General features: G+C 42.1%; 10 protein-coding genes. 6 read left to right on the forward strand and 4 right to left on the reverse strand.

Annotation, left to right across the window (positions count from 1 at the left end; translation table 11 throughout):
• Window positions 1-225: 225 nt before the first annotated feature.
• From GM920_RS08010 to GM920_RS08025, 4 genes are read right to left on the reverse strand one after another with little or no spacing between them, the layout of a single operon-like run.
• Window positions 226-1299 (reverse strand): Gfo/Idh/MocA family protein, encoded by a 1074-nt coding sequence (locus GM920_RS08010; protein WP_182955515.1) that lies wholly within the window; start codon window positions 1297-1299, stop codon window positions 226-228.
• Window positions 1300-1309: 10 nt separating this feature from the next.
• Window positions 1310-2767 carry a Gfo/Idh/MocA family protein gene (locus GM920_RS08015; protein WP_182955517.1) on the reverse strand — a complete coding sequence of 486 codons (1458 nt, stop codon included), beginning with the start codon at window positions 2765-2767 and terminating at the stop codon, window positions 1310-1312.
• Between the two features lie 39 nt (window positions 2768-2806).
• Window positions 2807-6232 (reverse strand): family 16 glycoside hydrolase, encoded by a 3426-nt coding sequence (locus GM920_RS08020; protein ID WP_182955519.1) that lies wholly within the window; start codon window positions 6230-6232, stop codon window positions 2807-2809.
• 39 nt (window positions 6233-6271) lie between these two features.
• Entirely contained in the window at window positions 6272-7543 is a 1272-nt protein-coding gene (locus GM920_RS08025; RefSeq protein ID WP_182955521.1) for a Gfo/Idh/MocA family oxidoreductase, read from the reverse strand.
• A gap of 281 nt (window positions 7544-7824) precedes the next feature.
• On the opposite strand from GM920_RS08025, the gene GM920_RS08030 reads away from it, so the two are divergent.
• From GM920_RS08030 to GM920_RS08055, 6 genes are all read left to right on the forward strand, one after another.
• Entirely contained in the window at window positions 7825-8730 is a 906-nt protein-coding gene (locus tag GM920_RS08030; RefSeq protein WP_182955523.1) for a DnaJ C-terminal domain-containing protein, read from the forward strand.
• A gap of 12 nt (window positions 8731-8742) precedes the next feature.
• Complete coding sequence (locus tag GM920_RS08035) at window positions 8743-9030, forward strand: chaperone modulator CbpM (protein WP_182955525.1); 288 nt, start codon at window positions 8743-8745, stop codon at window positions 9028-9030.
• 28 nt (window positions 9031-9058) lie between these two features.
• Window positions 9059-10627, forward strand: coding sequence for a SulP family inorganic anion transporter (locus GM920_RS08040; protein ID WP_182955528.1), 1569 nt, complete (start codon window positions 9059-9061; stop codon window positions 10625-10627).
• A 72-nt stretch (window positions 10628-10699) separates the two neighbouring features.
• Complete coding sequence (locus GM920_RS08045; RefSeq protein WP_317171517.1) at window positions 10700-11020, forward strand: DUF6660 family protein; 321 nt, start codon at window positions 10700-10702, stop codon at window positions 11018-11020.
• Window positions 11021-11133: 113 nt separating this feature from the next.
• Window positions 11134-15519, forward strand: coding sequence for a CusA/CzcA family heavy metal efflux RND transporter (locus GM920_RS08050; RefSeq protein WP_182955533.1), 4386 nt, complete (start codon window positions 11134-11136; stop codon window positions 15517-15519).
• 4 nt (window positions 15520-15523) lie between these two features.
• Entirely contained in the window at window positions 15524-16807 is a 1284-nt protein-coding gene (locus GM920_RS08055) for an efflux RND transporter periplasmic adaptor subunit (RefSeq protein ID WP_182955535.1), read from the forward strand.
• Window positions 16808-16818 lie beyond the last annotated feature (11 nt).

Raw genomic sequence — 16818 nt, forward strand, 5'->3', positions numbered from 1 at the left:
AGACCTTCGGCAACAAAAATATTAAAATAACATACACTAAGTGTAAATTATAAAAATATTTTTACCGGATAAAACACTCAAAAACAGCAATAAAAGTCTATTTAAAAAACAAACAAAACAAAATTATATACACTAAGTAAAATAAATTACAAATCTTAAAATTATTTAAAAAACAAAAAGGCCCGCTGTAAGCGGGCCTTCAATAAAGGATAAAATATAAAAATATTAGATCAATTTAACGACCTCTCCTGTTCGAACGGATTCATCACTAGCAAAGGCGACTCTTAAACTATTGAGCGCATCCTGCGTAGGTATACTCAGATCCAGATCTTCGAGAATAGCCCGAAGAAAATGACGCTGTTCTCTCTTGCACAACTCCAAATGATCCGGTTCATCATTCAGGTCAATCCACTCATCCGCCCGGGAAAAATTTCCATCCTGATTCAGATCGGCATAATGAACTTTTATAGACTCGGTCTTGGTATGCGCATCAATCAAATCAGACTTCCCGGCTGCCGAAGCTTCCTTAGCCAGAATAGAAACAGCCCCTCTTGGCCCAACCACATCCTTTACGAAAAATGCAGTCTCACTCATCATAGGCCCCCAACCTGACTCATACCAACCCACAGAGCCGTCCTCAAAACGAATCTGCAACTGTCCGTAATTATAATTACCTTCAGGAATATCATCAGTTAACCTTGCTCCTATAGCACTCACCTGTACAGGTTTTGAACGCGTCATTTGACACATCACATCAATATAATGAACGCCACAGTCCACAATTGGACTCAAGCTCTTCATTAAATTCTTATGGACATTCCATTTTGCACCCTGGCTCTGCTGATTCAGGTTCATACGCATCACCAATGGCTTCCCCATTTCCTGAGACAACTCAATAAAGCGTGTCCAGGAAGGATGATAGCGCAGAATATAACCTACGAGCAACTTCTTTCCGTATTTTTTTGCTGCATCTGCCACACGCTGTGCACCTGCCAGTGAATCCGCCAAAGGCTTCTCTATAAACACATGACAGCCTTGCTCCATCGCTTTTACGGCAAAAGACTCATGGGTATCCGGATAAGTAGAAATACAAACTGCATCGGGAGCGGTCGCTTTCAATGCAAGTTCAAAATCACTAAATAAAGGATAGCCACCGCCCAATTTCTCATTTAAAACTACCTTACTATTTCCTGTGGATACTATTCCACAGATTTCAAAACCTTCCAGTTGTTGGTAAGCCATCGCATGAGAAGTTCCCATATTGCCACAGCCTACTACCAAAACTTTAATATTGTTCATATCTTAAAAATTAACCTCCTAAACTCCAGCCCTTACGGTATTCTCTGCGCACAAACTGATTCACATCATCAAAGTTAGTGACCCGTAGATTTTCCTTATCCCAAAGCAATTTGATATCTCGGCCTGGATAATCAAAACCGTTACCACTTTGCCTTGCTTTTTGAATATCCGTACCTCTAATCGCTAGATTGGCAATCAATAAAGTCTCTGTCAGTGGGCCAGCAATCTCAAAAGGAGAGCTCAGCTTTTTCTTGCCATAACCGGCAATACAAGCTTCAGCCCAATCCCAATAATGTCCGTCTACACCCCCAATTACCCGCTCCACACCAGGTTTAACCTTCACTTCCTCATTCCGCGACAAAGGTAATAACCTCGGGTTTGCACCGTAGACATCACACATCATCTTCCCTTTTGTCCCTTCAAACAAGACTCCATTTGCACCAAAAGGTTCGTTTGCAGCCAACTCTACCGGTCTTCCAGGCTTAATTCCCCCATCCATCCAGTGGATCTGAAGGTCGTCTTTCGTCTTTTTAGTCTTCTTAAACGTCATGATCACATGGCTGGAAGGCGGACAACTATCCGGGAAATAGCCCCTTTTAAATTCATCCACATAGATACTTCCAACACTGCATTGTACATCTATAGGGGTATCCAAGCCTAGAATCCGGAAAGGTGGCTCTACCAGATGGCAACCCATATCACCTATAGCTCCGGTTCCATAATCCCACCAACCACGCCAATTAAAAGGCACCAGTTTATCGACAAAAGGTTTATAAGGTGCAGAACCCAGCCAAAGATCCCAGTCCAGCTCTTTAGGAATTGCCCCATTTATCGAAGGCCAGGTGATCCCCTGTGGCCATGAAGGCCGATCAGTCCAGCAATATACCGTATGAACCTTTCCAATCACACCAGCATCTACCCAATCTTGCAATTGCCTCACGCCATCTCCTGAGGAGCCTTGGTTTCCCATTTGGGTAACCACCTGATACTTTTTCGCTGCTTCCGTCAGTTTCCTTGCTTCAAAAATATCATGGGAAAGCGGCTTCTCTACATAAACGTGTTTACCCAGTTGCATCGCAGCCATGGCGATCATCGCATGATTATGATCTGGCGTAGAAACAACCACCCCATCGATATGCTTCCCTTCCTTATCCAACATCTCCCTGTAATCCTTATAATACTTGGCCGTAGGGAAATTTTTCACCGAGTTGGCAGCCCTACGATCATCCACATCACAGAGGAAAGCGATATCCGACTTTCCTCCTTTATAGATGTTACTTAAATTACTTTGGCCTTTTCCGCCAACCCCAACACCAGCCACGATTAAACGATCGCTAGGTGCTAAAAATCCTTTACCACCCAACACATGACGGGGCACAATCATAAACCCGGCAGCTGCAAGCGCTGTCGTTTTTATAAAGTTTCTTCTTGAACTATTTCCTGCTGAATGTTTAATTTCTTCAGTCATATTTAATAATTTTGATTCAATTTCACCATTTACCAGAGCCTATTTTGAAACGCTCAGGTCTTTAATTCTGATATTCTTAAAGCGCACTACAGATCCGTGACCAAGAAAACCAACACGGCCTTTATCACGTTGTAAACCCGGATGATCTTTTCCATCTACTGCTCCTTTTTTACGGGCCGCTGTAATGTCGCCATCCAAAATCACATCCCCATTCAATACCACTTTGATTTTTGGTCCTTTTACCGTCACCTCTTGATAATTCCATTCGCCTAATGGCTTTAAAGATCCTCTTTTTGCAGCCTGAACCCCATAAATAGAACCATGGTATTGATACTCATGGAGATCTTTGTATATGTCCGCATCATTGTCCAGGATTTGCAATTCCATCCCTTCATAAGCTGCATCACCTGCTAATGGTGCACGAATTCCTAATCCATTATTTGCACCCGGAGTCAATTGAAATTCAAAACGGAACACAAAATCACTGTAATCATCTTTACTGAACAAGTTGCCACCAGAGCCTTTACCTGGCTTAGGATTAATCTCCATATTGCCATTTACAATGGTATAGGCAGCAGTATTTCCCATCCACTGGTGCATATTCGTACCGTCAAACAATACTTTATAACCTTCCTTTTTCTCTGCTGCACTCAGCTGAAAAGGAAGCGGACGCTCCAATTCTTTGATGTAGATATCTCTGTAAGCAACTCTGGATCCATGTGCTTGTAGCTCAATCTGCTCTTCTCCAAAAATCGGCAACTTACGATCCCAATAATTTTCAAGGATCACATCATCCGTCACCAATACCCCATTCAGGTAAACCGTTACACGATCACCTTTCATGATGATGCGGAAATTATTCCATTCTCCCAATTTATTATCTGCCACTTTCAAAGGCTTACTTTCGTTCACCTGATTGTTATATAAGCCGCCAGAACCAACCTGTGCGCCAGCATCTACTCTGGAAGTATCCCAAATCTGTACCTGCGGACTGCCACGTAAATAAATCCCTGCATCTCCTTTTTTGTTGCCATCGTCATAGATTTTCCAATCTACCAGCATTTCAAAATCACCATATTTCTTTAGCGTAGCCAGATTGTCCCCATTTCCGGTAAACAATAGATCACCATTTTTAATCACCCAACTTTTTACAGCTTCAGCATCGGCCTTTTCCTGGGCTGCCGCTAAGGTTTTATCATCCATCTTCGCTCTTTTCAAAGGATCAGCCACCAAGCCTTTCCAGCCCGTCAGATCTTTCCCATTAAACATCGGAACAAAGCCAGAGCCGCCTTTCATTTCCGCAAGATATTTACGAACCGCCTGTTTCTCATACTCACTATCTCCACCTTTAAGCACCTGAATGGTCATATTTAATAGGTCTTTTACCTGCTCGCCTTCATAAGATTTATCCGACAAAACAACCAGCATCACAGCCCTTGCCGCAGCTTGCTGCAAAGCTGGGTTATCCATATACTTACCCGCAAAAATAGCCGTATTGTATGTTTTAGCATCCTGCAAATCCGTTAAGATCTGTTGCTGCTGTTGCACTGTTTTAGCCACTTCCATCGCATCACGTAACCTCAATAATTTCTGCTCAGGAGTTGCCGGATTACTGCGTACCAAACGCAAATATCCTTTTAATGCTTCCTCTTGAAAAGCGGGATTGGTACTTGTTCTTGCAATGGCAATTAAGCTTTCTAAAGAACCTTCATTTGCCCAGGAAGCCAAAGCCTCCAGCGCCAGTTTTTTCGTTTGATCATCACCATTTTGGAAAGCATTATTTACCGCTTTTAAGGACTGAGCATCACCAAGACTCGCCAATACCTTATAAAAATACTTTTTCTTATCCGCACTAGCATCTGTCATCTTCTGTAAAACAACAGCGGTATCATTTGCTGTTGCCGCACCTTTCAGCGCTGCAATTAAAGCAGATTGAACCATCAAAGACTCTCCTTCGCTAAGCTCAGCACTGTTCAACAGGGCAAACAATTCCGGAAGATCTGCTTTTGTAGCCACCTGACTTAAAGCTGTAAATGCCGCTTTTCGTACCTCAGGATTTTTACTTTTCTGTAATGCATAAATACTGTTGATCTGCCCATGAGCAGCACGCGCAGCAAGCACACCCACCAAAGCCACCTGTACATTGGGTTTCATTTTAGGTAAGACAAGCGCAATCTTTTCAGTTAAGCCCTCCCCTTTCATCCTCAACAGAACGTCCGCCACTTTTTGCACCGTCACTTCATCGCCTTTAGCCATAGTTTTGAATAAATCATCCAAAACCTTTTCACCACCAATATTCGCAGCAGCTTCGATTGCAGCAAACCTTAAATTATCGTCCTTATGATTGATCAGTTTCAATATGGTTGGAAGCGCTTCTATTGCCTTTCCGTCACCAAGCATCGTCACCATTTCAGCTTGCACCTCTGGCGATACTTTAGTCAGTTGTTTTAACCACAAATTAGTAGTCGCAGGGTTCAAGTAAGGTAAAGCAAATTTCAATGCCGCCGCTCTATAAGCGATGGAAGGATCGTTTACCGCTCCTAAAAGAACTGAAATATCCTGTCCTCTATTTTCATCTGAAAGGATCTTTAAAGCTCCTGTACGAACAGACACTAATTCCGTTGCCGTCGCTTTATCCAAAAGTTGAAGGGCAATTTTATGTGCTAATTGGGAGTTTCCAGTCAGCAAAAGATTAGCAGCATAATCCAGATAAGCAGGTACCGCATTTGTATTTTCATAATTAAAATTACTTTTTGCCGCTGAAGATGCCATCAAGGCTTCAGAAGAAGGATCAGCGATTTTAGCAAGTGCATAAAGACTCATTTTTGTTAAGTTCTGATCTCCGCCCGCAGCTAAGGCAGCAATTGGCTGTGCCGCTTCTTTAAATCGCAAATCTCCTAAACCCTCTACAACTGACAATCGGCTTTTTCCTTGTGTAGAAGCCAAAGCATCTAACAAGGCTTTCTTTGCTGCCGGTGTATTGATTTTCACCAACACCCTAACTGCAGGATCTGAAAGCTGTGCATCTTTCAAAGAAACCAGGAGGTAAGGAATCGCATCGTCTTTCGCCACTCCATCCAGCTGACTCATGATAAAAGCTTTATTCTGCGAATCGTTCAATTTCTGCAAAGCTTTACCAAGCGCTGCAACACTCATTTTTCTCCAGTTTTCATTTCCTGTTTTTGTAGCTGCTGAGGTGAATCCCCCAATTGCATACTCAATCAAAGCATTGTTCCCTTTTCCAACCGGGGAAAGCATCCCGATGAGCTCCAAATAGCCATTTTCACCGAGGGCAGCAATATCATTTACATTTATTCCCGCCTGAGCAGCATCTTTTGCCGGCATCTGCGCCAGCAAATCAGCAACACGTGTAGTCTGCGTGCGCTGGTCTTTTTTATCCTGTGCAATCAACGTACCCTGGAATGCAAGGCTAGCCAAAAGGATAAAACATATCTTTTTCGTCATTATATTTATATTTTGAGAATGGATTAGAATTAACTGGTTTTAAATGGTATAAGGAGCACGCATGACTGGATTAATCAATCTATTTGCACCCTCATCATCAATAAACTCCTGCTTTACCGGATCAAACTTCAGCGAACGTCCTAAACGTAATGCCGCCAATCCAATATTGATAATATTGCAGGAACGATGTCCATTCTCCTCATTCAAAGCAAATTGTGATCTCGTTTTCACAGAAGTAATAAAATCAGTCATTTGTGGCGCCGGATCAGGGAATGCCGCTAGTTTACGCTCCAGATCTGGAATATCCGATTTAAACCCAGCATAAAGCTTGCCTTTAGGACCTTCTATATATGCTGCTTTCTCGTCTTTTCCTTCTCCATCAAGTATAATCTGACAACCATCAGCATAGGTATAGGTAATCCTGCGCCAAATACCCACCGCATCAGTATGTTGTTGCGGGGCATCAATTTCTACAGAAATAGGATTGGTATCATCCTTTCCAAGGAAGTACTGAATAGGATCCAGGTAATGTTGGCCCATATCACTCAAACCACCACCATCATAATCCCAATACCCTCTAAAAGTTTGGTGAACACGGTGTGTGCTGTAAGGTTTAAATGGCGCCGGACCTAACCAGGATTCATAATCAAGTTCTTGCGGAACCGGTTCAACAGGTAAATTGTCTTTACCTACCCAGTAAAATTTCCAGTCAAAACCAGTGTGCTTACTCACGGTAACCTTCAATGGCCAACCCAATAAACCGCTATCCACTAATTTCTTAATTGGTTTTACCGTAGTTCCCATACCATAGAAGTTATCTTTGAAACGGAACCAGGTGTTCAAACGAAACATCCGGCCATGTTTTTGAACAGCCTCCATCACACGTTTTCCCTCTCCGATCGTATGCGTCATCGGCTTTTCACACCAAATGTCTTTTCCTGCATTCGCAGCATCAACAGACATAATCCCATGCCAATGCGGAGGTGTAGCAATATGTACAATATCAACTTCAGGTAACTTGATCAATTCCCGGTAATCACTAAAGGTTTTCACCCCTTTATCAAGCATTGGCTTTGCAAGATCCAGATGTCTGGTATCGACATCACAAATGGCCACTACCTGTGTTCCATCGTATCCGAAATGGCCTCTACCCATGCCGCCTACGCCGATTACCGCTTTGGTCAAGCGATCACTAGGCGCAATAAACCCTGTTCCACCAAGTACATACCTGGGGACAATGGTAAATGCAGCAGCACCCACCGCAGCTTTTTTAATAAAATCTCTTCTTGAGTTTGGTTGATTTGGTTTCATATATAGTTTGTGTATTAATGTAATTCATCAAAATCAAACGCAACGTAAAACGATCCGAAACGACACATGGAGCTAACGTCTTTAAAAAAGACGAACGTCCTACAGGAACAGCTTACATTTGGTTTATCGCTTTAGTGATTAGCTACAAGCGATTCATTCTCAAATTTATTATTATTATTGAGAAAAGCGGTGTAATTGTAACACTAACTTAATACAATCGGACGAAAATTGAGAAATGATAAAAATAATAGCTTAAATTTGAGGATAGACCAATTATTGACATGGCATTTATCGACTATTATAAAATTCTGGGCGTAGACAAAAAAGCTTCACAGGAAGATATTAAAAAAGCATACAGGAAACTGGCAAGGAAGTATCATCCGGATTTGAACCCTAATAACAAAGAAGCGAACAAGAAATTTCAGGAGATCAATGAAGCAAATGAAGCGCTAAGTGATCCCGAAAAGCGTAAAAAATACGATGAGTATGGAGAACATTGGAAAAACTCAGATCAGTTTGAGCAAGCAAGGCAATCCAGACAAAATTCAGGAAACCCATTTTCCGGAGGTAGATCAAGAGGACAAAGTGCTTCAGATTTTGGTGGCGGTGATTTCTCTGACTTCTTTGAATCTATGTTCGGCGGTGGCGGAAGATCTTCTGGAAGAAGCAGCATGAAATATAAAGGCCAAGACTACAATGCAAGTTTTAGTATCAGCCTTAGAGATGCCTATACCACTCATAAACAAACCTTAACCATTAATGACAAAAAGATTCGGATCACAATACCTGCCGGTATTGCCGATGAACAAATCATTAAATTAAAAGGATTGGGTGAAGAAGGAGTAAATGGCGGCCCAGCAGGTGATTTGTACCTCACCATCAATGTGAAGGAAGATCCAATCTTCAAAAGATTGCACAACGACCTATACCTGCAACAAGATATTGATCTATATACCGCTGTTTTAGGTGGAGAAGTAATGGTGGAAACACTGGATGGAAAGGTAAAACTGAAAATTCCAGCAGGAACACAAAATGGAACTAAAGTGAGATTAAAAAATAAAGGCTTCCCATTGTATAAAAAAGATGGAGAATTTGGCAACCTTTTCATCACCTATAATGTTAAACTTCCTGAACACCTGACTGAAAAACAAAAAGAACTGTTTAAAGAACTACAAAATTTGAGTTAACCTACTACAGCTATGGAAACAGAATTCATCACCATCACTGAATATTGTATCAATTACCACATAGACCCTTCTTTTATGGTCTCGCTGGAAGAATCAGACATTGTCAGCTTTCCAGTCGTTGAAAAAGAAAAAGTTATCCTTACCGATCAACTCGCAGAACTCGATAAATACGTTCATTTACATTACGACCTACAGATTAATATCGAAGGTATTGATGCCATCAGACACCTGTTACAACGTGTACATGACATGCAAGAAGAGATTAAAGAACTGCAAAACGAACTCCATTTGCATAAGTAAGGGCGGGAAGGTGTAACTTTACCGTTAAATGAAACCTTTCCTCCAAAAACCTTTAATCCAACTTTTCGACTTTTCTAAAAAGATCAATTATAAAACTGAAGTCCTTGCAGGCCTAACAGTTGCCATGACAATGATGCCAGAATCATTGTCATTCGCTATCCTGGCTGGCTTCCCTCCACTCACAGGCTTATATGCAGCCTTCATTATGGGCCTCGTTACTGCAATATTTGGCGGCAGACCCGGTTTGATTTCCGGTGGAGCAGGCGCCACAGTCATTGTATTGATCGCTTTAATGAAAGCCCATGGCTTAGATTACGTCTTTGCAGCAGTAGTGCTCGCAGGTGTTTTCCAAATCATTGTTGGCTTATTCAAACTAGGGAAATTTGTCCGACTGGTGCCACAACCAGTCATGTTTGGCTTTGTAAACGGCTTGGCTGTGATCATATTTTTAGCGCAATTGGAACAGTTTAAAACTGTGGTTAACGGAGAAATGGTCTGGCTCAGTGGCCCGGCATTATTCCTCATGGCAGGCCTCGTGGGCTTAACCATTGCCATCGTGCTAATATTACCCAAATTCACTAAAGCAATACCTTCATCTCTGGTAGCCATCATTGTTGTTTTTCTGCTGGTTTTAGGCTTTAACATCCATACTAAAACAGTGGGAGATATTGCAGCGGTAAGTGGCGGATTTCCTCCTTTTCACATCCCTCAAGTACCTTTCAATCTGGAAACCTTGCAAATCATCCTACCTTATGCACTCATCATGGGTGCGGTAGGCCTAACAGAAGGATTGCTTACCCTAAACCTGGTTGATGAAATTACAGAAAGTAAAGGAAACAGTAACCGGGAATGTATCGCTCAGGGCAGTGCAAATATGCTGAACGGATTTTTCTTCGGAATGGGCGGCTGCCCGATGATCGCGCAAACTTTAGTCAACCTTTCCGCTGGCGCAAGAGCCAGACTTTCTGGAATTGTAGCTGCAATAACCATACTAATGATCATTCTTTTTGGTGCTCCAATAATAGAAAAAGTACCCATGGCAGCCCTAACAGGCGTCATGATCATGGTCGCGATTGGAACATTTGAATGGATGAGCTTCAAAGTCATCAATAAAATGCCCGGTAAAGATATTTTCGTAGGCATTCTCGTTGCCGGAATTACCGTATGGCTACATAACCTGGCTCTTGCCGTGTTGATTGGGGTGATTGTTTCCGCTTTAATGTTCGCATGGGAAAGTGCAAAAAGAATCTCTGCAAAGAAATATCTGGATAATAATGGAGTAAAACACTATGAGATTTATGGCCCCCTATTCTTTGGTTCCAGTCATAATTTCATGGAAAAATTCGAACCTGCAACAGATCCAGAAACAATTATTATTGATTTTAAAGACAGTAGAATTGCCGATATGTCTGCTATTGATACCATCAATAAACTAACCGAACGGTACAGAAAAGCAGGAAAAACCGTTCATCTAACCCATTTAAGTGAAGATTGCAGACAGCTATTGAAAGATGCAGAAGCCATCATCGAAGTCAACATCCTGGAAGATCCTACTTACCTGGTAGCCACTGAAAAAGGAACAACCCAATTCCAGTAACAGATATCTCTCTAAAGTAAAAAAAACACAAAAACATCATTAGTATTTTAAAAAAATCTATAAGTTTGTGGCGTGAGGTATTTAGCTTATATATTTACGATTGTCATTATGGCCCTTTCAGTATGGCCATGTTGCGACGATGAAGCTAAAGTTAGTATCGAGCAAACACACATCAATGAAGTAAAGGAAATCCCTTGTGATCAGGACCCAGGTCCACATACCTGCTCCCCTTTCTTCCATTGCAGCACCTGCCAGGCTTTTGCAATTCCTAGTCCAGGCAACATCATCAACACCTCCTTATTCTCTAAAAAAGAAGTCAGTTACCCTGAACTTCCTACCGCTCCGCTTATTGTCTTTGCCGGTGACATCTGGCAACCGCCACAATTAGGATAATCTACACCCTTTTCTTCCTTAAACACATTTCGATTATTGTTTAATGGCGATGAAAAATATTCATCACTGATGAATTTACGTATTGATTATTTTCAGCAACAAGACAAACCCTTATGTTTGATAAAATTATTTTATTCTCTATAAAGAATAAACTGGCTATTGGTATAATGACACTTTCCCTGGTAATCTGGGGCATTTACTCCTTAACCAGACTGCCCATAGATGCGGTACCCGACATCACCAACAACCAGGTACAAATCATGACCCAGGCACCGAGTTTAGGTGCACAGGAAGTAGAGCAATTTATTACAGCACCTATAGAACTGGCCATGGCCAACATCCCACAGGTACTGGAAAAACGTTCCATCTCCAGGTCTGGAATCTCTGTGATCACCATTGTATTTGAAGATGACACCGACATTTACTGGGCACGCCAGCAGGTAAGTGCTCAACTGAAAGAAGCCGAAGCCAATATCCCGAAAGGATTGGCCGAACCTGCCCTTGCTCCCATTACTACAGGATTGGGGGAGATTTATCAATATGTGCTACATACCAAAAAAGGCTATGAAAAGAAATACAATGCTACAGACCTCAGGACTTTACAAGACTGGGTGGTTAGAACACAACTCGCAGGTACAAAAGGCGTAGCTGAAGTAAGTGGATGGGGTGGCTATGTAAAACAATATGAAATCGCCTTAGATAACGACAAACTAAACTCCCTTAACATTACCATTGCAGATATCTATAAAGCATTAGAAAACAACAATGAGAATACCGGAGGTTCCTATATCGAACAACAAAGTAATTCCTATACCATCCGTGGCGTCGGACAAGTAAAAAGCCTGGCAGACATTGAGAAGATTGTCGTAAAGAACATGGGCGGTGTACCCGTCCTCATCAGGGATGTGGCTACCGTACAATTTGGTTCTGCCACCAGATATGGTGCCGTAACCCGTGATGGTGAAGGCGAAGTTGTAGCCGGAATCACGCTGATGCTCAAAGGAGAAAACTTCAATGAGGTCATCAAAAACGTAAAAGAACGCATAGAACAAATTCAAAAATCCCTTCCTGAAGGTGTGGTAATAGAGCCTTTCATTGACCGTACAGAATTGGTGGGAAGATCCATCAGCACGGTTCAGAAAAATCTGATCGAAGGCGCGCTGATCGTTATTTTTGTGCTACTCCTACTATTGGGTAATTGGAGAGCCGGTTTAATTGTGGCCTCCGTAATCCCACTTTCCATGCTATTTGCATTTGCGATGATGCGTCTTTTTGGTGTCTCCGGAAACTTAATGAGCCTTGGTGCAATTGATTTCGGGCTGATCGTAGATGGTGCCGTGATTATTGTGGAAGCCATCATCTTCCGGTTAACCACCAGAAATCAAGGAAAAGATAACCTGCCACTAAGCAATGAACAGATGGATCAGGAAGTATACACCGCTTCCTCAAAAATCAGGAACAGTGCCGCTTTTGGCGAAATCATCATCCTGATCGTTTACCTTCCCCTATTGACCTTAGTCGGAATTGAAGGTAAAATGTTTAAACCAATGGCGCAAACGGTAGTTTTTGCCATTGTGGGTGCATTCATCTTATCCATGACTTACGTGCCAATGATGGCGGCCCTATTCTTAAGCAAAAACACGCAACACAAGCGCAATATTTCCGATAAAATCATGGATGCCATGCTGCGCGTTTATCAACCAGCGCTGAAAGCAGTATTGAAATTCAAAAAGCTCACAGTAGCCGCAGCCGTTTTATTATTTGCCATCACCCTCTGGGTATTCAACAGTATGGGCGGAGAATTCCTGCCGCAATTAGAAGAAGGTGACCTCGCAGTAGAAATTTCTATGTCGCAAGGAACCTCTCTAAGTCAGGTAGTAGAGACTTTTGGCAAGGCCGAGAAAATATTAAAAGCGCAATTCCCTGAGGTTAAACAAGTGGTAACCCGCATTGGTAGTGCCGAAATCCCTACCGACCCAATGCCTGTAGAACGAGGCGATATGATGGTGGCTATGAAACCCAAAGAAGAATGGACCTCCGCAAAAACAAAGGAAGAAATGTCCGAAAAGATGGAAGCAGCATTGTCCATCCTGCCAGGTGTCAACATAGAAATTACGCAGCCTATGCAAATGCGTTTCAATGAACTCATGACGGGTGTTAGGCAAGATGTCGCTATAAAAATCTATGGTGAAGATCTGGATGTATTGACACAACAAGCCAATAAAATCGCCAAATTAATTGCACCTGTTCAAGGTGTCAATGAACCTTTTGTAGAGCAGGTAACTGGCCTTCCACAAATTGTAGTGGAATATGATCGCGATAAAATCGCGCAATATGGCCTGAGCATTTCCGATGTCAACACACTCCTTAGAACCGCCTTTGCAGGAAATACCGCAGGGGTTATTTTTGAAGGAGAGAAAAGATTCGAAATGGTGGTCCGTTTACAAAGAGACCTCCGTGAGAACATCTCCAGCATCGAAAACCTCTACATTCCATTGCCTTCCGGCAATAAAGTACCACTGAACCAGGTCGCCAGCATTACCTTAAAAAATGCGCCGGCACAGATCTCCAGAGAAGATGGCAAACGTAGAATTTATGTCGGATTTAATGTAAAAGGTAGGGATGTAGAACGTACAGTTGCAGAAATTCAAACGATCCTGGACAAAAAATTAAAACTCCCTTCCGGATACTACCTGACTTATGGTGGCCAATTTGAAAACTTAACGAAAGCAAAAGACAGGTTATCTATTGCGGTGCCTATTGCACTAATCCTGATCATGGGCTTACTATACATGACCTTTAAATCCTTTAGTCAGACGCTCCTGATCTTTACTGCCATTCCGCTATCTGCAATCGGAGGTGTTTTCGCCCTGATTCTGAGAGATATGCCATTCAGTATTTCTGCCGGAGTAGGCTTCATCGCTTTATTTGGGGTAGCTGTATTAAATGGAATTGTATTGATTGGTTATTTCAATCAATTGAAAGAAGAAGGCATGACCGATATCTATCAGCGTGTGATGGAAGGTACCAAAGTGAGGTTACGTCCGGTAATTATGACCGCCGCAGTAGCTTCCCTGGGCTTCCTGCCAATGGCACTTTCTGGTAGCGCAGGTGCAGAAGTACAAAAACCTTTGGCCACAGTAGTGATTGGTGGACTACTTTCCGCTACGCTACTCACCCTATTTGTACTTCCTTGTTTATACTTATTGTTTTCCAGAAAAAAAGAAAATACCGGAACATTAAATCCCAATCAAATGGTAAAAAGCTTATTGATCATCGGCACAATTGGTTTAACCAGCTTTAGCAGCATCAATACCGCTACAGCACAAAACAAACCGCTCAGCTTAGACAGTATGATTGCAATGGCGGTTAACAACAACCTCAAGTTGAAATCTGCCAAGCTGGGCATAGACCAGTCTAAGGTTTTACAAAAATCTGGCTTTGACCCTGCAAAAACAGAATTCTCTGTCACTCAGGATCCAACAAGTGGAGGCGGTAATGACAACTCGGTTAATGTAACCCAGACTTTTTCCTGGCCAGGATTGTATAAGAACCAGAATAAGGTGTTACAAATGGAAACTACCTTAACTGAAAAAGCGTTCAACTATTCCCGTTCAGAAATCGTTAGGGATACCAAAACCGCCTATTACAATTACTTATACTACATCCAGACTTTAAAAGTCTTGAACTTCCAGGACAGTATCTATCAGAGCTTCATCAAAAAAGCAGTAGTAAGGCATAAATCAGGTGAAACTTCCAACCTGGAACTCATGACCGCCAGAAACAAGTATCAGGAAGTTCAGGCCCTAAAAAATGCCGCTCAAGCGGAATTGAAAATCCAGGAACTGAGCATTCAGCAACTGCTAAACACCAGGAATCCAATCCTGCTGGCTTCAACTGAATTACCTTTATTAACGGCCATTAAATTAGATTCAGCGAATAAAAGCTTAAATCCCCTGCTCAGCTACCAGCAGCAACAGGTTGCCATTGCCAATGCAAAGATCGCCTTGCAGAAAGCTAAAGCCATGCCTGATTTTACGCTCGGTTATAGTCAGCAAATGGTAATCAAATCCTTTAACCCTGCAAACATCGACCGGAGTTATACACCCGGCACCCGCATTGCCGGGATGCAGGTTGGTATTGCAGTGCCTCTATTCAATGGTGCCGGTCGCGCTAAAGTGAAAGCAGAGAAAATTGCCGTCCAGATCGCAGAAAACGATTACCAGAACACAGCGCGTGAACTGGAAATTCAATACGAGCAAATATTTCAGGAATACCTGAAAAACAAACAGATTCTGGACTATTATACCAGTGTAGGTTTAAAACAGGCAAAGGAGCAATTGCGTATCGCCCAGGTATCATTTGATCTTGGAGAGATCGGCTACATGGAATATGTACAGAACATTTCCCTGGCCATTCAAAGCCAAATCACTTACCTAGAAACCCTAAATCAGTTAAACCAGACCACCATTCAATTGGTATTTATCAAAGGAGAATAATCAGATGAACTTATATAAAAACAACTTAGCACTTAGCCTAATTTTCGCAGTATTGATGGGTACTTCCCTAACCGCCTGCAATGGCAAAAAAGAAAAACCTGCAGAAAAAGAAGTCACAGAAGTACATGAAGACGAAGCTGAGCATAGCGATGAAATTGAACTGACGGAGCAACAAATTAAAGCAGTAGGCATTGAAATCGGCACCATTCAAGAGAAAAACCTGACCGCTGTGGTAAAAGCAAGTGGCCAATTGGCGGTACCCCCGCAAAATGAGGCCAAGGTAAACTTACTTTCCGGTGGGATCATTCGTAAAATCAATGTTCTTGAAGGACAAAAAGTAAAAAAAGGACAAGCTTTGGCCGTGGTCGAAAATCAGGAAATGATTAAACTGCAACAGGATTACCTATCTGCGAAAAATGGGTTCTCTTTTGTTGATGCCGAATATAAACGCCAACAACAATTGAAAGCCGCAGATGCCGGAACAGGTAGGTCTTTCCAATTGGCAGAAGCAAATTACCATACCGAGCTTTCAAAGATCAAAGCTTTGGAACGTCAGCTGCAACAACAAGGAATCTCCCCTAAAAACGTTTCCGCTGGAAATATCACCGCGCAAACGACAATTACAGCTCCCATTTCCGGTACTATTGGTACCATTCAGGTCACCACAGGTGCTTTTGTACAACCAGGCACTTCCTTAATGGACATCGTTGACAACTCAAAGATCCATGCCGATTTACTCGTATATGAGAAAGATCTTTTCAAGGTTCAGATTGGTCAGAAAGTGAGTTTCCGATTAACCAATCAAGATAATCAGCAAATTGAAGGACACCTAATCGGGATCAACAAATCATTTGAAGATGATACCAAGGGTGTAATTGTTCATGCGGTAATCACAAAGCCTTTACCAAACCTGATCCCTGGTATGTATGTAACTGGATTGATCAGTGTAGGCACTGAAAAATCACCAGCAGTACCCATAGATGCAGTCGTAAAGGCAGAAGGAAAAGAATATATTTTCATTGTGGAAGAGGAAGCAAAAACTGACGAACATGAAAAAGTAGCGCCAACAAAAAAAACTGCTCAGCCTGAAAAAGACAGCCCTAAGGCAGAAGAGCAACATGAACATGGCACTCATTTCAAAAAAATAGAAGTAGTAACCGGAGTTTCAGAACTGGGATATATCAGCATCAGCCCATTAGAAAAACTTCCTAAAAACACCAGACTAGTGGTTAAAGGAGCATTTTACCTGCAATCGAAATCTACAGCACCAACAGCTCACTCCCATTAAAAATCGGTATT

The sequence above is a fragment of the Pedobacter gandavensis genome (assembly GCF_014172405.1).
Classification (GTDB): domain Bacteria; phylum Bacteroidota; class Bacteroidia; order Sphingobacteriales; family Sphingobacteriaceae; genus Pedobacter; species Pedobacter gandavensis.